The sequence below is a fragment of the Brachyspira pilosicoli genome, assembly GCF_008016535.1.
GTDB classification, from domain to species: domain Bacteria; phylum Spirochaetota; class Brachyspiria; order Brachyspirales; family Brachyspiraceae; genus Brachyspira; species Brachyspira pilosicoli_A.
The window spans coordinates 19,694-39,646 of record NZ_SAXY01000012.1 but is presented as its reverse complement, the minus strand read 5'-3'; the positions used below and the strand labels follow the sequence as shown (position 1 = coordinate 39,646).

15 protein-coding genes are annotated in these 19,953 nt (G+C 30.2%); 7 read left to right on the top strand and 8 right to left on the bottom strand.

What is annotated here, in order from left to right:
• Positions 1-21: 21 nt before the first annotated feature.
• Together EPJ72_RS01610 and EPJ72_RS01605 are read right to left on the bottom strand one after the other, a co-directional pair.
• Entirely contained in the window at positions 22-1,821 is a 1,800-nt protein-coding gene (locus tag EPJ72_RS01610; RefSeq protein ID WP_147730527.1) for a biotin/lipoyl-containing protein, read from the bottom strand.
• A gap of 26 nt (positions 1,822-1,847) precedes the next feature.
• Entirely contained in the window at positions 1,848-2,087 is a 240-nt protein-coding gene (locus EPJ72_RS01605; protein ID WP_147730526.1) for an OadG family protein, read from the bottom strand.
• A 153-nt stretch (positions 2,088-2,240) separates the two neighbouring features.
• On the opposite strand from EPJ72_RS01605, the gene murI reads away from it, so the two are divergent.
• Entirely contained in the window at positions 2,241-3,044 is an 804-nt protein-coding gene (murI, locus tag EPJ72_RS01600) for a glutamate racemase (RefSeq protein ID WP_147730525.1), read from the top strand.
• A gap of 3 nt (positions 3,045-3,047) precedes the next feature.
• Here murI and csrA read toward each other — a convergent pair whose 3' ends face one another.
• The 5 genes from csrA to gyrA form a co-directional block, all read right to left on the bottom strand.
• A complete protein-coding gene (gene csrA / locus EPJ72_RS01595; RefSeq protein ID WP_147730524.1) occupies positions 3,048-3,293 on the bottom strand; it encodes a carbon storage regulator CsrA in 246 nt (81 codons plus the stop codon).
• A gap of 3 nt (positions 3,294-3,296) precedes the next feature.
• Positions 3,297-3,761, bottom strand: a complete 465-nt coding sequence (gene fliW, locus EPJ72_RS01590) for a flagellar assembly protein FliW (RefSeq protein ID WP_147730523.1) — start codon at positions 3,759-3,761, stop codon at positions 3,297-3,299.
• Between the two features lie 40 nt (positions 3,762-3,801).
• On the bottom strand, positions 3,802-5,055 hold the full coding sequence (locus EPJ72_RS01585; RefSeq protein WP_147730522.1) for a flagellar hook-associated protein 3: 1,254 nt from the start codon (positions 5,053-5,055) through the stop codon (positions 3,802-3,804).
• Between the two features lie 589 nt (positions 5,056-5,644).
• Complete coding sequence (locus EPJ72_RS01580) at positions 5,645-6,352, bottom strand: hypothetical protein (RefSeq protein WP_147730521.1); 708 nt, start codon at positions 6,350-6,352, stop codon at positions 5,645-5,647.
• 235 nt (positions 6,353-6,587) lie between these two features.
• Positions 6,588-9,086 (bottom strand): DNA gyrase subunit A, encoded by a 2,499-nt coding sequence (gene gyrA, locus EPJ72_RS01575; RefSeq protein ID WP_147730520.1) that lies wholly within the window; start codon positions 9,084-9,086, stop codon positions 6,588-6,590.
• 450 nt (positions 9,087-9,536) lie between these two features.
• Here gyrA and dnaE point away from each other — a divergent pair, with 450 nt between their 5' ends.
• From dnaE to EPJ72_RS01545, 6 genes are all read left to right on the top strand, one after another.
• Positions 9,537-13,184 carry a DNA polymerase III subunit alpha gene (gene dnaE, locus EPJ72_RS01570; RefSeq protein WP_147730519.1) on the top strand — a complete coding sequence of 1,216 codons (3,648 nt, stop codon included), beginning with the start codon at positions 9,537-9,539 and terminating at the stop codon, positions 13,182-13,184.
• A 108-nt stretch (positions 13,185-13,292) separates the two neighbouring features.
• The gene (locus tag EPJ72_RS01565; RefSeq protein ID WP_147730518.1) at positions 13,293-14,213 is read left to right on the top strand and encodes an ABC transporter permease; all 921 of its coding nucleotides are present in this window, start codon (positions 13,293-13,295) and stop codon (positions 14,211-14,213) included.
• Between the two features lie 15 nt (positions 14,214-14,228).
• Positions 14,229-15,212, top strand: coding sequence for an ABC transporter permease (locus EPJ72_RS01560; RefSeq protein ID WP_147730517.1), 984 nt, complete (start codon positions 14,229-14,231; stop codon positions 15,210-15,212).
• A gap of 22 nt (positions 15,213-15,234) precedes the next feature.
• The gene (locus tag EPJ72_RS01555; RefSeq protein WP_147730516.1) at positions 15,235-16,206 is read left to right on the top strand and encodes an ABC transporter ATP-binding protein; all 972 of its coding nucleotides are present in this window, start codon (positions 15,235-15,237) and stop codon (positions 16,204-16,206) included.
• Positions 16,207-16,237: 31 nt separating this feature from the next.
• Positions 16,238-17,200 carry an ABC transporter ATP-binding protein gene (locus EPJ72_RS01550; protein ID WP_147730515.1) on the top strand — a complete coding sequence of 321 codons (963 nt, stop codon included), beginning with the start codon at positions 16,238-16,240 and terminating at the stop codon, positions 17,198-17,200.
• Between the two features lie 15 nt (positions 17,201-17,215).
• On the top strand, positions 17,216-18,790 hold the full coding sequence (locus EPJ72_RS01545) for a hypothetical protein (RefSeq protein ID WP_147730514.1): 1,575 nt from the start codon (positions 17,216-17,218) through the stop codon (positions 18,788-18,790).
• A gap of 2 nt (positions 18,791-18,792) precedes the next feature.
• Here EPJ72_RS01545 and EPJ72_RS01540 read toward each other — a convergent pair whose 3' ends face one another.
• The gene (locus EPJ72_RS01540; protein ID WP_147730513.1) at positions 18,793-19,953 is read right to left on the bottom strand and encodes an ATP-binding protein; all 1,161 of its coding nucleotides are present in this window, start codon (positions 19,951-19,953) and stop codon (positions 18,793-18,795) included.

Sequence of the window (19,953 nt, the reverse complement as noted above, 5' to 3'; positions counted from 1 at the left end):
ACTCCTTAAAACAAGCATCTATTATCCAACAATAGCTAATTCCTGACCAGCAACTACAGCATCACCCGGTTTAACTTTTAACTCTTTTACAACACCATTTGCAGAAGATTTAATTTCTACTTCCATTTTCATAGCTTCTACAATCAATATAGTTGTTCCATCTTGAACTTGTGTTCCAACAGGAGCAAGTATTTTTAAAACTGTACCAGGCAAACCAGCAGTAACAGGAGTAGCAGAACCACTTGATGAAGCAGCAGAAGAAGAAGATTGAGCAGATATACCATCTTTAATAGTATAATCATAGCTTACACCATCAACTATAGCTTTGCCATTTTCTATTTTTACTCCATAGCTAGAACCGCCAACTGTAACAGTAACTTCATTGCTTGTAGCTTTAACACCATCAGAAGAACCAGCAGCATTCTTTCTAATACCAAGTTTAGCTTCACCTTTAAGGAATTGTATACCTTTTTCTTTACAAGCAGCAGCTATAAATACATTTTCATCAGAAAGGTCAGTGATACCAGCATCTTTTAAAGCCTGTTCAGCAGCTTTTCTTCCTTTTTTAGGGTTTCTATCATCTATATCCATAGCAAGCTCTGTAGTAGGCTCTAAACCTAATTGTTCGCTAGCTATTTTTACTATTTCTGGGTCTGGGGTAGAAGGAGTTCTACCAAAATAACCTAATACCATTTTTCCATAACCATCAGCAATCTTTTTCCAATCGCCTTGCATTACATTGTTAAATGCTTGTTGGAAATAGAATTGTGATACAGGAGTTACAGAAGTACCAAAACCGCCTTTTTTAACTACTTCAGTCATAGCTTTAATAACTTCAGGGAAACGGTTCATTACATTAATATCTCTCATCATCTGAGTATTAGCTGTTAATGCACCACCAGGCATAGGAGCAAATGGAATCATAGGCTCAACAGTTCTACTTTCAGGCGGAAGGAAGTAATCTTTCATACATTCTTTGAATACTTCTTCAGCCTCTCTAATTTTGTCTATATCAATATCAAAATAGAAATCAGTGCCTCTTAAAGCATGCCACATAACTATTAAATCCGTAGAACAAGTACCGCCGGATACAGGAGCTAAAGAAACGTCTATACAATCAGCACCAGCATCTAAAGCAGCTCTATATTGTAAAGCACCAATACCAGCAGTTTCATGGCTGTGCATTTGTATATGTACATCTTTACCTAAAATCTTTCTAGCTTCTTTAATTGTATCATAAACTACTTGAGGAGTAGTAGTACCAGAAGCATCTTTGAAACATACTGAGTCAAAATCTACTTTATCTTTTATTTGAGTTAATACTCTTCCATAGAAAGCAGCATCATGAGCACCTTCACAGCCAGGAGGAAGAGCCATCATAGTAACACATACTTGGTGTTTTAAACCTGCTTCTTTAATACATTGTCCGCTATAAATTAAGTTGTTTACATCGTTTAATGCATCAAAGTTTCTAATAGTTGTAATACCATGTTTTTTGAAAAGCTGAGCATGAAGTTTAATCATATCTCTAGGCTGAGATTCCAAACCAACAACATTAACTCCTCTTGCCAAAGTTTGTAAATTAACATCTGGTCCAACAGTCTTTCTAAAAGTATCCATTACATCAAAAGCATTTTCATTGTTGTAAAAGAATGCACTTTGGAAAGTTGCACCGCCGCCAGATTCAAAATATTTAACACCAGCTTTTACAAATGCTTCTACAGCCGGCATAAAGTCTTTGGATAATACTCTAGCACCGTAAACAGATTGAAATCCGTCCCTAAATGCTGTTACCATAAATTTTACTTCTTTTTTTGCCATATTATTGTCTCCTTATAACTTGTCCATTACTTTTTATTACTATGAGCATGTGCTAAAGCTATCGCAATAGCAACCATTTTGTCATTACTCACAGATTGAACAGGTAATGCAGTTTGTTCTTCTTCTTTTTGAGGCATAATTTTATCTACTTGTGCTATAATAACACTTACTAGCTTCATTACATAAACTAATATTATCAAGAACAACACTACTACGCCCATACCTATAACCATTATTTGTAAGGCTTCTATGATACTTCCGTTCATGAAATCCTCCTAACTTTTATTTTGAAACCATTATACAATATTTTACACATATATACAAGTATATTTATACAAAATAAAACTACATATCACAATATATTTGACTTTTATAATATACTGTATATAATATTAAAAAGCTTATTTGGATTTATATTAATGAATACATCTTCTAAACATATAGCAGTTTTTGATTCTGGATTTGGCGGTATAAGTGTTTTAAAAAAATTATTAGATATGCTTCCCAATGAAAATTATATATATCTTGGAGATAATCATAATATACCTTATGGAGATAAATCTAAAGAAGAAATAACTCAATTATCTATAAAGATATTAGACTTCCTTATAAAGCAAGATTGCAAAATGGCAGTTATTGCTTGTAATACTATCACTGCTTCTTCTTATGATATATTAAAAGAAAAATATAATATACCAATAATAGAAACAATATCTCATGGGGTAGAGGATATTATTGACAATACAAAAAATAATAATATATCCATAATGGCAACAGAGTTTACAGTTCACTCTAATATGTATCATGATAAAATACTTGATTACAATAAAAAAATGAAAGTTACCCAAGTAGCTTGCCAAAAATTATGTCCTATGATAGAAAATAATTGGTATAGTTATGATGATAGATTTAAGGTTTTAGAAGAGTATATAAAAAAAATAGATGATAATTCTGATACTTTGCTTCTTGCTTGTACGCATTATCCTCTTATAATGGATGATATAAAAGCTGTTGTAAATATCAAAAAAACTAATATAAAAAATATAATAGACCCTAGCACAAAAATAGCATTATCTATAAAAAAATATCTTCTTGAGAATAATTTAATTAATAATTCTGGAGGAAGTTTAAAATTTTTTACAACAGGCAGCAAAAAAGATTTTAATGATTTTGTATCTATCTATATAAAAAATAATTATGAGTTAGAAAGAGTGGTATTATAAGAATTATTTATTTTTTTCTAATTTGTTCTTTACAAAATTACTTAAGATATTTAGTTGTTCTGGATTTGTTTTAGAAGCTTCTAAGTTTTGGCTTTCTATCTCTTCATAAACCTCTTTTCTAAATATTTTTACATCTCTTGGAGCATTGATGCCTAATTTTATTTGGTCGCCTCTTATATCAACAAGCATAATTTCTATGTTATCGCCTATAACAATGCTTTGATTGATTTTTCTAGATAGTACAAGCATATATCAACTCTTCTCCTCTTTTTTATTTTCAGCATCGTTTTCTGCAAATATAGAATGTCTGGTATTATATTTATCTCCGATAACAGTGCATTGTCTTGCTTTATGATTCTTTATATTAAAAACTATTGGTGCTATTAAATTTGTACTCATAGCTTTAAAATTATCATTTGGTATTGTTACTATTGTTAATAAATGTATATCTTCTTCTTTTTCAATTTCAAGCAATTTTATATCATTATCATGAACATCAGGTTTATAATCTTTAAATACCAGAAATGGATCTATCAATATAAAACATATATTTTTATCATCTTTAGATTGAAGTATTTTAAAAGTACCTTCTTCGTCCATATTGAGCAAATAAAACTCATCATAATCTTCAAATGCTAATATGCTTCCGTTAAGGTGATATAAATTGTTATCAGAAACTTCTACTTTTCCTAATATTCTAGATTCTATTTCTGGCATTAAATAATTTCCTTTAAGTTTTTATTGTTAAATAGTTATATTATCTCATATAATCTAATAATGTTCTTCCTAATAATTTTCCTGTAGTTTGTAATGTTGCATTATGAGCATATTGCCACATATTGAAATTAACAATCTCTTCAGCATAATCAATATTTTCATTTTTAGCCAAAGCCTCATCTATTGCAAGTTTTTGATCTTCAAAGCTATTGTAACCCATATCAAGTCTTGTTACTTTTGAAGAAGCATTAGCCTGAACAGTTAAAACATTATCTATAGCACTGTCTATATATCCTAAAGCCTCACTTCCTATAGCTCTAACATCGTCATTAAGCATAGCATCTCTTAAATATATTAAACTCTCAAATAAAGATTTACCAGAGATAACAGCACTAGGTTCATAATTATTTTCTGGAATGTTTCCAGCACCTTGTCTTACTAAACCTATGTCTTGTAATACAGTGCCGCCTTTTAAATCTTGTAAAAGTATTTTATGAGGAGTAGATGTTTTTAATTGTATAACTTTAGCACCTCCTCTTAAATCTCCTATAGTAGCACTAACATTTCCATTAGCATCGTTTATTCTTTGAACTATAGCTTCAATATTATCGCCTTGCTTTATGTTTATAACCATATCATCTATCATAATATCTTGATTTTCTGAAGCAACATAATTACCAGCATCAACTGTTGATATTATTTCCATGTTTGTTCCCCAAAAAGCATAGTTTCCCGGAGTGCCTACATTTATATATTGACCATTTTCTATTTCTCTGTTTTGAGCATTAGCATCACCTTCATACATAACTGTTTGAATTATTGAACGGCCTGCTTTTTCATCATGTCCGTATAATGCTCTAAACGGTGCAGTTTTTACACTTGTTCCAGAGAATATAAACTCTCCCTTGCTTTGAGTTTTAGATATGTCATATATTCTTTCTATCATTTCTTCTACTTCCATAGCCATTTTAGCTCTGTCTTCTGCAGAGTAAGTACTGTTTGCACCTTGTACTGCTAAATCTCTTGATCTTGCTAATGCTTGTGTAATAGAACTCATAGAATCATGTGCTACGTTTAATCTTTCTTTACCGTCTACTATGTTGTTTTGATATCTATCTAATGATGATTTTCTTGTTCTGTAATAAATAGAATTGATTGTGGATGTAACATTTTCATGTGCTCTTTGTACTCTTTGACCTGTAGATAGCCTTGTTTGAGATGCTTCCATTTCACTATAATTTTTTTTAATACTGCTTATAGCTCTATTATATTGGGCTTGCTCTGTAACTCTCATATTTTTAACTCCTAATTAAAAAATATATATTATCCCAGTTTGTTTTATCGTCATAATGGAAAATTGTTTTATTATTTTTTTATTTTATTGAAGAAATTTTTATTATTATTTTTGTAAATATATAAACAACTATATTTTGATAGTTCATATATTTTTATAAATCTATTATCATATTTTACCGTTGCAAAAAGTGCAAATATAAAATTAATACAAAATTATAATAATTATATTTTATATATAGTATAAATTATTAAGTTGGTTAAATATAGCCTTTTTGCTTCTTTGTGGCAGCAAAAGAAGTGGTGGTGCGGGGGCTAGTCCCCACAAATCATAAAACTTAAAAAATTTTGTTATATAAGTTTTTTATTCAACTTTTTCCCGTAGCAAAAAGTTTTCGCCCTTCGGGCACGCTTCGCGAAAGTGCAAGTTAAGAAAGTAATACTAATTATTTTACATACTAAATATTAAATCAAAAACAACATAAATATTATTAATCCCAAAAGGTTTTAAGTAATGGCAATAAATGCAATAAAAAGGCTTAAGGGTAATCAATACCGCTTAAGCCTCTAAAACTATTTATAAAAGTAAATCATTTTTGTTTTACAGATAACACATATTTATCGCCATAAGTTCTAGGAGAGTTGTTTGCAATATTTCTTATTAATTTTTGCAAATTAGCTGATACATCTTCTTTAGTTTTACCATCAACAACGTATAAATTATTTTCATCTGCTAAATAATAAGCTTCATATTCAGTATCTCTATCATCATCCATCTCAGTATTTCTAACTATACAAGCATTTCTACTTCTTTCACCAGATAAATTTTCTAAATCTGATGATCCTGATGCTAATGCAATATCTGCAATCCAAGTTAATGCAGAATATTCATCTCTTCCGTCTAATACACCATTTTCATATTCTCTTTCAACTACTTCTGAATTCTCATTAAAGAAAATAAAAGTTTCATTTGTTTCTAATTTACCATCATCATAATCTTCTTCAGATTGATACCAAGTTGTAGAATAAAGTCTTTCTAAAACACTATAAGTTGTTCCAGTACCAGTATCTGTAGTTTCTTTTAATTCAAGAGTTCCAGCTGCTGGAGCAGTTGCCTGAGCTGATACTGAAAGAGAAACACTACTTTGAGTATTAGCTGTACCAGTTTTCTGAGATTTGTTTAAACTAGGTATATTTTTAGTAACTAAACTCTCTGTAGCACCGCCAGCATTATCTTTATTAGCACAAGAAATTGCTGCCATTGATATAATAGATATTATTAATAAAAATTTTTTCATAGGATTTTCTCCCCTTTCATTGTTGTTTATATATATTATAACACAAAAGAATACTATTTGTAAAGTTTATTTTACTATTTTTTATAAAAAATTAATGTTTTTTTACTAATTTTTTATAAATTTTCTCTTTTTTTACTATATTTTTATATTTTTTACTTATATTTACTTTTTAGAGTAATCATCAAACATAAAAAAGCCTGTATTAAAAATACAGGCTTAATAATATAATTTTTATTTATTTGTTTTCGGTATATGCAGGCACTACTGCCAAATCGCTTACCTTAGCACCGTCAGAAATATTAACTATTTTTACACCCTTAGCGTTTCTTCCTAACTCTGGTATAGAATCAGCCTTTATCTTTATAGTCATGTCATCTGTAGTAACAACCATTATCTCATCTTTGTCGCCTACAGTTTTTACGCTGACTACATTTCCTGTTTTGTTGTCTGGCTTAATATAAATCTGTCCTTTACCGCCTCTTCCTTTAGCATTAAACTGCTTAGAAGAAAGTCTTTTGCCTATGCCGTTTTCTGTAATCACTATTAATGATTCACCTTTATGTATGCCGTTTCCAGATACACAAACATCATTGTCGTCTAAACTAATACCCTTAACTCCGGAAGCAGCACGTCCCATATTTCTCACTTTCTGTTCATTTATCCTCAAAGCAAGCCCAGAAGCAGTAGTCATAATAAAGTCATCGCCGCTTTCAACAGCAGATACCCCTATAAGCTCATCATTATTCTCTAATGTTAAAGCAAGTATACCCCTCTTCTTAGCATTCTCCAAATGTTTAAGCTCCATCTTCTTAATAGTACCCATCTTAGTAACCATTATAATTGATTGTTTAGGGTTAAACTCAGATACTGTAAAGTAGCTTGTAATCTTTTCATCTGGTGCCAAATTGAGTATAAACTTTATGCTCTTACCCTGTGAAGTTTTTGTGAGAGCAGGAATCTCATGCACCTTCATCCAGAAAGCCTTACCTCTGTCTGTGAATATAAATAAATAATCTTTGGTAGAAGCAACGAATAAATGTTCTATATAATGTTCGCCTTGAGATTTACCGCCCTGTACTCCTACTCCGCCTCTTCCTTGCGTACGATAGCTTGAAGCAGGTACTCTTTTAATAAAGCCTTGAGTAGTGATAGATACTGCCACATCTTCATCATGAATCAAATCTTCTTCATCAATTTCAGTATCATTAGTTTTGCCTATTATCTCGCTTCTTCTGTCATCTCCGTATTTTTCTGCTATGTTTTTAAGTTCATCTTTAATAACAGCAAGTATTTTTTCCGGATGAGCAAGCAAGTCTTCACAATAAGCAATAAACTCTCTTAACTGTTGTAATTCTTGTTCTATTTTGAGTTTTTCTAAAGCAGTTAAACGTTTAAGAGGCATATCGAGTATAGCTTGAGCCTGTTTTTCTGATAGCTTAAACTTACTCATTAAAGTGTTTCTTGCAGCTTCTGTGTTTTCGCTCTGCCTAATAATTCTTATAACCTCTTCAATATTAGCCTGAGCTATTAATAACCCTTCTAATATATGTGCCTTCGCTTTAGCTTGATTTAAATCATATTCTGTTCTTTTTGTTATTACTTCAACTCTATGATCAACAAAATATTTTATAAGCTCTTTTAAGTTTAATACTTTAGGCTCGCCATTAACCAAAGCAAGGTTTATAATACCAAAAGTAATTTCTAAATCTGTATGCTTCCAAAGCTGATTTAATACTATCTGAGTAGCAACACCCTTTTTAAGCTCTATTATAAGCCTAATTCCAGATCTATTGCTTGATTCATCTCTAATATCAGCAACTCCCTCAATTTTGCCTTGTTTTACTAATTCAGCAATCTTCTCATGCAAAGTGGTCTTTACAACACCATAAGGAAGCTCTTTTACAACAATAGCCTCTCTGTCTTTTTTTGTCTCTTCTATTTCAAGCCTTGCTCTTAATTTTATTCTTCCTTTACCAGTAGTATAAGCCTCTTTAATGCCCTCTTTGCCGTATATAATTCCAGCAGTAGGGAAGTCAGGACCTTGTATATAACGCATCAAATCTTTAATTTCAGCGTCTTGATGGTCTATATAGTAAATAACAGCATTAACAACCTCTTTCAAGTTATGAGGAGGCATATTAGTAGCCATACCAATAGCAATACCCATACTACCATTAACTAAAAGCTGAGGCACTGTTGCAGGAAGCACAGAAGGCTCTGTTCTAGAATCATCAAAGTTTGGTACAAATTTAACAGTTTCTTTTTCTATGTCGTTTAGCATCTCTTCTGCGAATTTAGTCATTCTCGCTTCAGTATAACGCATAGCAGCAGGAGGGTCATCGTCCACAGAACCAAAGTTACCTTGTCCGTCTACAAGCAAATAACGCATAGAAAAATCTTGTGCCATTCTCACCATAGTGCCATAAACAGCAGCATCTCCGTGAGGGTGATAACGTGCCAACACTTCACCCACGGTAGCAGCAGATTTCTTATATGGTTTATCATGTGTTAAATTAGCATCATACATTGCATAAAGTATTCTTCTATGCACAGGCTTAAGTCCATCTCTTACATCAGGCAAAGCCCTTGACACTATAACACTCATAGCGTAATTTAAATAAGACTCTTTTAATTCATTTTCTATAGAAATATGATCAACTCTTTTTAAAATATCTTTTGTTAGTGTAGAATATTTTCTCTCTTCACTATTCTCATTATTCTTTTTTAAAGCCATAGATTTTTATCCTTATAGAAATATATTCAAATAATTATAACATTTACTGTAAAATTATCAATATAAAAATATAGTAAAGATTAAATGAAAAATAAAATATATATAATCAGCCGCACGTTAAACTAATCAAATATTAGAGAAAAAATGTGTGATAAAAAATGTTATATTTGTGTAAATACGCTCACCGTGCGGGGGAGGTGTTTTTTAATAAATTTATAGTTTTGTAAATTAAATAGGGTAGCTGAAACAATAAAAAAACTAGTATAGCAAAATATATTTAAGTATATAAGTTTAAATAACAGTTTTTTTATATACTATATATTAAATTTATTGTATATTTTACCGTAAATATTTATAGTGTATATAATATTGTTTTTAAATCGATTTTTAACTTGATATTTAACATAATTAGGTATAAAATAAGATTTAGAAAATTAGAGGTATAATTTTATGTCATTTGTTCACTTGCATGTACATACTCAGTATTCTATACTTGACGGAGCTGCTCGTATTAAATCATTATATTCTAAAAAGGATAAAACTAAAAGGCTTATACCCGGTTTAATAGATAGGGCAAAAGAATTAGATATGCCTGCTATAGCTATGACAGACCATGGTAATATGTTTGGAGCTATGGAGTTTTTTTCTGAGGCTAAAGATAAAGGAATTATACCTATAATAGGATGCGAAGTATATGTTGCTCCAAAAACAAGATTTGACAAAAAATTAGATAACTCTGAAGAAAAAAGTGCTATGCATTTAGTGCTTCTTGCTAAGGATAAAGAGGGTTATAACAATTTATGCAAATTAGTAACTTTTGGATATACTGAAGGTTTTTATTATAGACCAAGAGTTGATCATGAATTAATAGAAAAATACAATAAAGGCTTAATTTGTTTGTCTGCTTGTATGGGCGGAGAGATTCCTATTGCTATAAGAAAAAAAGATTATAAACAAGCTTCAAAATTAGCTGAATATTATAAATCTATATTTGGAGAAGATTTTTATATAGAATTACAAGATCATGGTTTAGCAGAAGAGAAAACATTAAATAGTGCATTATATAAATTAGCAAATCATCATAATATAGAATTAGTAGTTACAAATGATGTTCATTACGTATCTAAAGAAGATGCTAAGGCTCATGAAATACTTTTAGCAATACAAACTAAAGCTACTTTAGACATGCCAAGAAGATATAAGTTTCCAAGTAACGAGTTTCATTTAAAAACAGAAGAAGAAATGAAAAAATCTTTTGCAAAACTTCCAAAAGCTTTTGAAAACACAGTAAAAATTGCAGAGCAATGCAAAGATTTAAATATAATGACAAAAACTTATTATATGCCAAATTATGAGCTTCCTAATGGAGAAACAGAAACTACAGCATTAAGAAAAATGTGTATAGATGGTCTTAATAAGTATTATAATAACAATATACCAAAAGAGGCTATGGACAGACTTGAGATGGAGCTTGGTGTTATAGCTAAGATGGGTTTTGAAGGATATTTTTTAGTAGTTCAAGACTTTATTAACTATGCAAGAAATAATGATGTTGCGGTAGGACCTGGTCGTGGAAGTGCGGCAGGTTCAATAGTTGCATTTGCTACAGGGATTACTAAAGTTAATCCGCTTGATTATAATTTGCTTTTTGAGAGATTTTTAAATCCAGAAAGAAAAAGCATGCCTGATATAGACGTTGACTTTCAAGATGATAAAAGAGAAGTTGTCATAGATTATGTAACAAAAAAATATGGTAAGGATAATGTTTCTCAAATAGCTACTTTTGGAGCTTTGGGTGGACGTTCTGTTATAAGAGATGTATGCCGCGTAATGGGTATAGATTTAGCTACTGCTGATAGACTTGCTAAAGGTATACCTAATGATATAAAGAGAGTTGTAGATATATATGATCATCCTGATTGTGCTGCTTTAGTGAAAGAAATAGAAGGAAACAGAGAATTAAAGAATATGTATGAAATATCTATGAGGCTTGATGGATTAGTTCGCAATGTTGGGCTCCATGCTGCGGGTGTTATTATATCTTCTCATCCTATAGCTGATTTAGCACCAGTTTATCAGGACTCAAAAACAGGTACTAGAGCTTGTCAATATGAGATGACTTATGTTGAAAGTGCTGGTCTTATAAAGATGGACTTTTTGGGTATTAAAAACTTAAGACTCATAAAAGATGCTATAAAAGATATAAAAGAGAGATATGGCGTTGAAATAGATATAGACAAACTTCCTTTAGATGATGAAGCTGTTTATGATATATTTAGAAAAGCTGATACAGGAGGAGTTTTTCAGTTTGAAAGTCCAGGTATGCGTCAGATGCTTATAAATATTCAGCCTACGGGGTTTGATGACTTAGTATCAAGTGTGGCATTATATCGTCCTGGTCCTTTAAACTCTGGAATGGATAAAGATTATGCAGACAGAAAAAACAAAAGAAAAGAGATAGTATACAAACACCCAGATTTAGAGCCTATACTTAAAGAAAGTCAGGGCGTACTCATATATCAAGAGCAGATTATGGCTATAAGCAGAGTTATAGGAGGTTTTACTGCTGCTGAAGCTGATGATTTAAGAAAGGCTATGGGTAAAAAAATAGCAGATAAAATGAACTCTATGGAAGAGAAATTCATTAAAGGCGGACTTGAAAGAGGATATGATGAAGAATTGTTAAATTATCTTTTTGATACAATGAAAGGTTTTGCTGAGTATGGTTTTAATAAATCTCACTCTGTTTGTTATGCTTTAATAGCTTATCAGGAAGCTTATATTAAAGCTCATTACCCAATGGAATATTATGTAGCTTTGCTTAATACTGTGATAGCTGATACTGATAAGATAGCATTATATTTAAACGAAATCAAACAAAAAAATATAGAGGTCGTTACTGCTAGTGTTTTTGAAAGTGATGCTTTATTCTCTCAAAAAAATGGAAAGATAGTTTATGCTTTACATGCTGTTAAAGGTGTAGGTCTTCAGGCTGCTTTAGCTATACAGGAAGAGAGAGAAAATAATGGACAATTTAAAAATTTAGAAGATTTTGTAAAACGTGTAGATGTTCATTTGGTTAATAGAAAAGTATATGAAACACTCATAAAATGCGGAGCCTTCTCTGAGTTCGGACATACTGAAAGTGCATTACTTGCTTCGCTTGATGCAATACTTGCTCATGCTTCTAATTATCAAAAAGAAACATTATCAGGACAAACTATGCTTTTTGATTCTATGTCTGAAGATGACACAGGAAGTGCTTCTTTGGTGATAGAAAAGCAAGTTGAATATGCTAATAATATTTTAATGGAAAATGAAAAAGAAGTTTTAGGTTTTTCTTTGAGATATCATCCTTTTGCAAGATATATTACAAAGATTGATTATAAGTATTTTAATAATTTACTTGAATTAGAAGAACTTGAAGATAAATATGAGTTTTCTATACCAGCAATTTTGATGAATATATCAGAGGGTACTACAAAGAAAAATAGCCCTATGCTTATATTAAAAGTTATGGATTTGTTTACAGAGAATACTTTTTATATTACTACAAAAGTAGATAAGTATAGAGATTTACTTGATGAAAATATGGGCATACTTATAAGAGGTAAAAGAGATAAAAATAAGTTTTCTGGCAAGATATATAATAACATATTAGAGATAGAAGATTTAGATAGTGTTCTTAATGATAAAAAGAATGTTTTAAAAGAAGTAAAAAGGGAAATAAAAAGAGGAGACAATGCAGAAACTTTAGTAACAGAAAATAAAATACCTAAACCGTCTAATGAAAATACTAAAGCTTCCCCTATAATAAAAAAAGAAAATAATAACAATATTATAAAAAATACTAATACAGGCAAAAAACAATTAGCACTTTATGTTAATAAAAATATATTTGATGATATGGATTTATTATGCTTGCAAAATGCTATATCATCAAACCCAGGTGATTATACTATTTTCTTAAAACTAAAATCAGAAAGCGGTACTGAAGTATTTAAGATAGGTGAAAACTACAAAGTTGATCCTAATCAGAAATTTTTAAATGAAACTAAAAGTGCTTTAAGGTCTCTAATAGAAATAGAATATGCATGACTCTTTTTATATGTAATTTTATTCAGTTTTTTTAATTGACTAAACAAAATTTTTATTATATAATTGCGTATCTTTAATAATTGTATTATTAATTTTGGGGTATACTTTATGCTTGATTATGTTTTAAAGAGATTGTTTATATCAATTTTAACTTTGTTTATTATAGTAACTATCACTTTTTTCTTAATGCATACGGTACCGGGGGGACCATTTGTTGGAGAGAAGCCGCTTAGTAAAGTTGCTTTAGAGAATTTAAATAAAAAATATGGTTTAGATAAACCTCTCGTAGTTCAATATGCAAACTATCTAAAAAATGCAATTAGAGGAGATTTAGGTACTTCCCTTACTAAAATAGGTCAATCTGTATCAGGTACTATAGTAAGGGCTTTTCCTGTATCTTTTAGACTTGGAATATTTAGTATGTTTATATCTACTACTATAGGAGTTTTATTTGGTATAATTGCTGCTCTTAGACAAGGTAAAGTAATAGACAGGGCTGTTATGGTTGCGGCTACTTTAGGTATAGCAGTACCTAGTTTTGTTGTTGCTACTGTTTCTATAATTATTTTTTCTGTTAAATTAAAAATACTTCCTGCTTATGGGTTTGATTCTTTTAGACAGTATTTAATGCCTGGTTTTGCTTTATCTTTTAGTTCGCTTAGTTTTATGGCTAGACTTATGAGAAGTTCTATGCTTGATGTTATTCACCAAGATTATATTAAAACAGCTAGGGCAAAGGGGATATCAAGAAGCATCATTATATTTAAGCATGCTTTAAGAAATGCTATTATACCGATTGTTACATATATAGGACCACTTGCTGCGGCTATACTTACAGGTTCTTTTGTTGTAGAGAAAATTTTTAATATACCTGGGCTTGGAAGATATTTTGTTGAAAGCATAACACAAAGAGATTATCCTACAATATTAGGAGTTACTATATTTTATGGTGCTTTTTTAATAGCAATGAATTTTTTAGTTGATTTATCTTATGGTATTATAGACCCTAGAATAAAGATTCAAGATTAATAAAAGGAATAATAAATGGAAAATAGTTTAGATAAATCATTATTTGTAAAGGCAAGCGAAGAAGAAAAGGCTTCTGCAGAGGTAAAGAGAGAGAGTGTAACTTATTGGCAGGATGCGTATAGAAGATTCAAAAAAAATAAAGTGGCTTTAGTTTCTATTATAATAATAGGTATTATAGCACTTCTTGCTATATTTATACCTATGATATCAGAATATGAATATGCTCAAATAAACAGAGGGGTAGAAAATAGTTTGCCTACATTAGAACACCCTTTTGGTACAGATACTTTAGGGAGGGACTTACTTGTGCGTTGTATGATAGGGGCTAGAATATCTCTTTTAATAGGTATAGTGTCTGCTACTTTGGTTGTAATAATAGGTATAGTTTATGGTTCTATATCTGGATATTTTGGTGGCATGCTTGATAATATCATGATGCGTATAGTAGATATTATCAGTGCTGTGCCTACACTTTTGATTGTTGTATTATTATCTGTAGTTCTTAAAGCTCCTATGGATAAGTTATTTTTACAAAGCGAATCTTTGAGAGGAATCGGACTTTTAGGTCCCGGACTTTTTAGTATATTTATAGTTATATCTTTGCTTTATTGGACTAATATGGCTAGAATGACTAGGGGACAGATTTTAGCATTAAAAAATCAGGAGTTTGTAACTGCTGCGAGGGCTTTAGGTACTTCACATGGCAGAATAATTTTTAAGCACTTAATACCTAATGCTATGGGTGCAATAATAGTATCAGCTATGGTTCAGATACCTAATGCGATATTTGTTGAGGCTTTTTTAAGTTTCTTAGGTTTGGGTGTAAGTGCTCCTATGGTTTCACTTGGCTCTTTAACTTCAAATGCTGTTAGCGGGGTTTATTCTTATCCTTATCAGTTGCTTTTCCCTGCTGCTTTAATAAGTGTGATAATACTTTGTTTTAATTTGGTGGGTGACGGACTTAGAGATGCTTTGGATCCTAGAATGAAAAACAGATAAAAAGCTATAAAGGTGGTATTTAATGGAAAGTTTACTAGAAGTTAAAAATTTAAGCGTATCTTTTTTTACACCGCTTGGAGAGGTTAAGGCTGTTAATAATATTTCTTATAAATTAGATAAATCTAAAGTGTTAGGAATAGTTGGGGAGTCTGGAAGCGGTAAAAGTGTATCAGCTTATTCTATTATGGGGCTTATAGAAGAGCCCGGTAAAATTATTAATGGAGAGATACTTTTTGAAGGTACTGATTTAATAAAGCTTTCTGAACATGAAAAAAAGAAAATAAGGGGCGATTCTATATCAATGATTTTCCAAGACCCCATGACATGTTTAAATCCAGTATATACTATAGGCAATCAGCTTATGGAGGCTTTAACTACTCATAAAAAAATAAGTACAACAGATGCAGTAGAAAGAATTGTAGAGCTTTTAACATTAGTTGGTATTAATGAGCCAAGAAGAAGAATAAAACAATATCCGCATGAGCTTTCAGGCGGTATGCGTCAGCGTATAATGATAGCTATGGCTCTTGCAGGAGATCCTAAAATACTTATTGCTGATGAGCCTACAACTGCATTAGATGTTACAATACAGGCACAGATACTCGAGCTTATAAAAGATATACAGAAAAAAATACATATGGCTGTTATACTCATTACGCATGACTTTGGAATTGTTGCTGATATGGCTGATGATATTATAGTTATGTACGGCGGCAGTATAGTAGAGAGGGGTACTGTATTTGATATATTTGAAAGACCTAAACACCCTTATACTTTAGGGCTTCTAAAATCTTTGCCTCGTATTGATATTAAGCAAGACAGACTTATACCTATAGAAGGAACTCCTATAGATTTACTTAATATGAAGGCAGGCTGTCCTTTTAGCACAAGATGCGAAGAATGTATGAAGGTTTGTATAGATAATAAACCTCCTAGAACCGAGTTTGAGAAAGGGCATTTTTCTGCTTGCTGGCTTCATCAAATGCCTAATTAAAATACTAATTAAAAAAAGAGAGTAGTTTATTATGACACCTTTAATAGAAATACAAGACTTAAAACAACATTTTAAAATAAAGGGCGGTTTGTTTGGAAGAAATATACAAACTGTGAAAGCCGTTGATGGAGTATCTTTTACCATAAATAAAGGAGAAACTTTTGGACTTGTGGGAGAATCTGGAAGCGGTAAAACTACACTTGGAAGAACTTTACTTCATCTATATAAACCTACAGGCGGTAAAATATTTTTTAATGGCGAAGAAGTTAATGAAAATAATTATAGGCAGTATGCTAAAAGAATGCAAATTATTTTCCAAGACCCTTATGCTTCACTTAATCCTCGTATGACTGTTGAAGATATAATAGGGGAGGCTCTTGATGTACATAAACTTTATTCTACAAAGGCAGAGAGAAGAGAGAAAGTAATAAATCTCCTTAAACTTGTTGGGCTTAATGCTGAACAGGCACAGAGATATCCGCATGAGTTTTCTGGCGGGCAAAGACAACGTATAGGTATAGCTCGTGCTTTGGCTGTTGATCCAGAGTTTATAGTTTGCGATGAACCAGTATCTGCTTTAGATGTTTCTATTCAGGCTCAGATTATAAATATGCTTTATGATATGCAGCAGGATATGAAGCTTACTTACTTATTTATTGCTCATGATTTAGCAGTAGTTCGTCAAATATCCAAAAGAATAGCTGTTATGTATTTGGGTAATATTGTTGAGCTTACAGACAGTGAATCATTATATACAAAATCGCTTCACCCTTATACTCAGTCTTTAATTTCTGCTATACCTATATCAGAGCCTTCAGTGGCAAAAAACAAACAACGTATAATACTTTCTGGGGAAATACCTTCTCCAATCAATCCTCCATCAGGCTGCAAGTTTAGAACAAGATGTCCTAAGGCAGAGGCTATTTGTGCTGAGAAAGTGCCTGAGTTTAGAGAGATTGAAAATGGTCATTATTGTGCTTGCCATTTAGTTTAAATTATAAGAGCTTTCATGAAAAAAATACTAATTTTATCTATTGTAGTATCATTTATATCTACGATATTTATACATTTTTATGCTTTTAATAGAACTGCTATTTATATAGACCCAATATATCATTTATATGATATGAAACAATATTATGAGACAAAGACTATACCTGTTGTAGGTAATAGACTTATGAATCCTCAATCTGTTAGTGATAATACTACTTATGCCAGAATACCGGGGGGATTTTATTATATACTATATTTATTATGTTATACTTTGGGTGGGGCATCTATTGTTGGTGCTAGAATTATTTACATAATAATTTGTGCTTTAATATTAATATTATTTTTATTTTGGATATATAAAAGATTTTCGCTTTATATTTGTGCGGTTTTATCGGCATTAATTCTTACAAATGGTTATGTTATATTTTCTTCTAATGATTTTTGGAATCCTAATATACCATTAATGCTTTCTTTTATATTACTGATAGTTTTTTCAGAGTATGTTTCAAATAATGATGAAAAGTTAGCTTTTATATCTGCAATGTTTATTTTCCCAATAGAGGCTTTAATGGCTCAAGGACATATAGCAGTATTTTTCTCGGTTGTTCCTACTACTATTGTTTATCTTATAATTAGATATAAAAGAACGTTTAAATATATTAAGGCTCATTTGCTTGGAGTATTTATTGCATTTTTAACATATTTGCCTTATTTAGTTTCAGAGATAAAAAATGGTTTCTTTAATATGAATTTAATGCTTAATATGCAAAGATCTTCTTATTTTAAAGGACTTCCACAAGTTTATTCAATATTTATTTTTCCTACTAATGAAATTTCTGTTTTATATGGTACTAATTCAACACCAGTAAAATATTTTTGGTTTACTGAAAATACTTTTTTTATTGGTATGGTATTTTTAGCAATTACAGCAGTTATTTCTTTATCAGCATTTATATATTCTATAATATTTCTTATTAAGTCGAAAAAAATGGAGTTTAAAAATACAGCCAAGATTATTGAAAAAGAAGGTTTTATATTTTATTTATTATTTATACCAGTTACTTGTTTGACATTTGTGGCATTTAAATCAGTGCCTGGTACATTTAGATATTTATATGGTATATTTGCTTTTTCTTTTATAACTATAATAATATTATTTAATGAATTATTAAATAATAAAAATAAATTATTATTGATTTCTATAATACTTCTTACATTAAATAGTATCAATATGGGTTTTTTACATATGACAAGATATTATAATTTATTTGAAGCTCCATATACAGAAACAAGATTTAGAAGTATATTAACTGCTATATCCAAAGATGCTGGAGGAAAACCATTTAAAATACTACCATATGATGAAAATTATTTTGATAATATGCGGTTAGCTTATTTTCCAAATTTGGATTGGAGTAGAGATGATAATTCAAAATTAACTTACTTTATATATTATGAAATAGATAATGTGAGGCTAAAAACTACAGGCAAATCAAAACCTTATGATGATATATTAAATAATTTACCTAATGATGCTAAACTCATTGTAGGCAATGACAAATTAAAAGTTTATAGATATATAGAAAAATAGTTTTATAATATTAATGTTTCTATAAACTGCTTTGCCGCTCTTGGGCTTCTTCCAGCACTTCTTATAGCATAGCTTTCAGCTTGTTTTATAAGCTCTTCTTTATCTATTTGTATATTATTGTCTTTGGCATACGATAATACTATATCTATAAATAAATCCCTATCTGGTCTTTGGAAGGTTATAACTATACCAAATCTATTTGTTAAACTCATTATCTGCTGAATGGTGTCTTCCAAATGTATATCATCGCCTGTTCTGTCATTAAAGTTTTCTTTTATTAAATGCCTGTAATTTGAAGTAACATAGACTACTATATTCTGCGGAAAAGAGTTTACTCCGCCTTCAAGTACAGCTTTTAAATATGAGAAACTATCATCATTTGAAGAAAAAGTTAAATCATCTATGAATATTATAAATTTAAGAGGACTTAAACTCAATTTTTGTATTATATCTGTGATAAATGATAATTGAGTTTTTTTAACTTCAATAAGCCTTAAACCTTCATCTCTAAACATATTTGCAACTGCTTTTATAGTGCTGCTTTTACCAGTACCAGCATCTCCATAAAGAAGTATGTTATTTGCCTTCTTGCCTTCTAATAAGACTCTAGTATTTTGTATTACTTTCTCTCTTTCTCTATCATAGCCATATAGTTGTTTGATATTTTGATTGTCTTGATGTTCTGCTTTTATTATATTGTTTCTTTCATCAAGTGTGAACATATTGCTATTATAAAATATGCCGTATCCTTTTTTGTTAATTTCTTTTATATGAGTAGAATATATATTATAAAAATCAATTTTTTTTGTTTCTAACTCTGCTAAATTATTATAAATATCAGAAAAATTAATTTCAGATAAATAACTAAAAAAATCTAATTCTTCTTTTAAAGCATTTTCTATATTTTTATTTATATTTTGTTTTAATAAAATCTTTTTTATATATATGTTATCATCTCTAAATATATATTCTAATAAATAGTCCCCTATATTATCATTGTTATTATAAAGTTCATTTAAAAAATCATAATACAAATATGTTGTTTCTGTATAATCATTAGAATTATATTTTAATAACTTTATTAATTTTTTTATAGTTTTTGTTTTCAATATTTCTCTAAATATTATTAATTTTGAAAACCCAATTATTATTTTTTCTTTCAT

Bases quoted from the DNA above. Each gene is read 5' to 3' on its own strand.
- csrA (WP_147730524.1), bottom strand. From the start codon at position 3,293: ATGCTTGTACTATCTAGAAAAATCAATCAAAGCATTGTTATAGGCGAT.
- fliW (WP_147730523.1), bottom strand. From the start codon at position 3,761: ATGCCAGAAATAGAATCTAGAATATTAGGAAAAGTAGAAGTTTCTGAT.
- EPJ72_RS01560 (WP_147730517.1), top strand. From the start codon at position 14,229: ATGGAAAATAGTTTAGATAAATCATTATTTGTAAAGGCAAGCGAAGAA.
- EPJ72_RS01610 (WP_147730527.1), bottom strand. From the start codon at position 1,821: ATGGCAAAAAAAGAAGTAAAATTTATGGTAACAGCATTTAGGGACGGA.
- gyrA (WP_147730520.1), bottom strand. From the start codon at position 9,086: ATGGCTTTAAAAAAGAATAATGAGAATAGTGAAGAGAGAAAATATTCT.
- EPJ72_RS01540 (WP_147730513.1), bottom strand. From the start codon at position 19,953: ATGAAAGAAAAAATAATAATTGGGTTTTCAAAATTAATAATATTTAGA.
- EPJ72_RS01580 (WP_147730521.1), bottom strand. From the start codon at position 6,352: ATGAAAAAATTTTTATTAATAATATCTATTATATCAATGGCAGCAATT.
- EPJ72_RS01565 (WP_147730518.1), top strand. From the start codon at position 13,293: ATGCTTGATTATGTTTTAAAGAGATTGTTTATATCAATTTTAACTTTG.
- dnaE (WP_147730519.1), top strand. From the start codon at position 9,537: ATGTCATTTGTTCACTTGCATGTACATACTCAGTATTCTATACTTGAC.
- EPJ72_RS01545 (WP_147730514.1), top strand. From the start codon at position 17,216: ATGAAAAAAATACTAATTTTATCTATTGTAGTATCATTTATATCTACG.
- murI (WP_147730525.1), top strand. From the start codon at position 2,241: ATGAATACATCTTCTAAACATATAGCAGTTTTTGATTCTGGATTTGGC.
- EPJ72_RS01550 (WP_147730515.1), top strand. From the start codon at position 16,238: ATGACACCTTTAATAGAAATACAAGACTTAAAACAACATTTTAAAATA.
- EPJ72_RS01585 (WP_147730522.1), bottom strand. From the start codon at position 5,055: ATGAGAGTTACAGAGCAAGCCCAATATAATAGAGCTATAAGCAGTATT.
- EPJ72_RS01555 (WP_147730516.1), top strand. From the start codon at position 15,235: ATGGAAAGTTTACTAGAAGTTAAAAATTTAAGCGTATCTTTTTTTACA.
- EPJ72_RS01605 (WP_147730526.1), bottom strand. From the start codon at position 2,087: ATGAACGGAAGTATCATAGAAGCCTTACAAATAATGGTTATAGGTATG.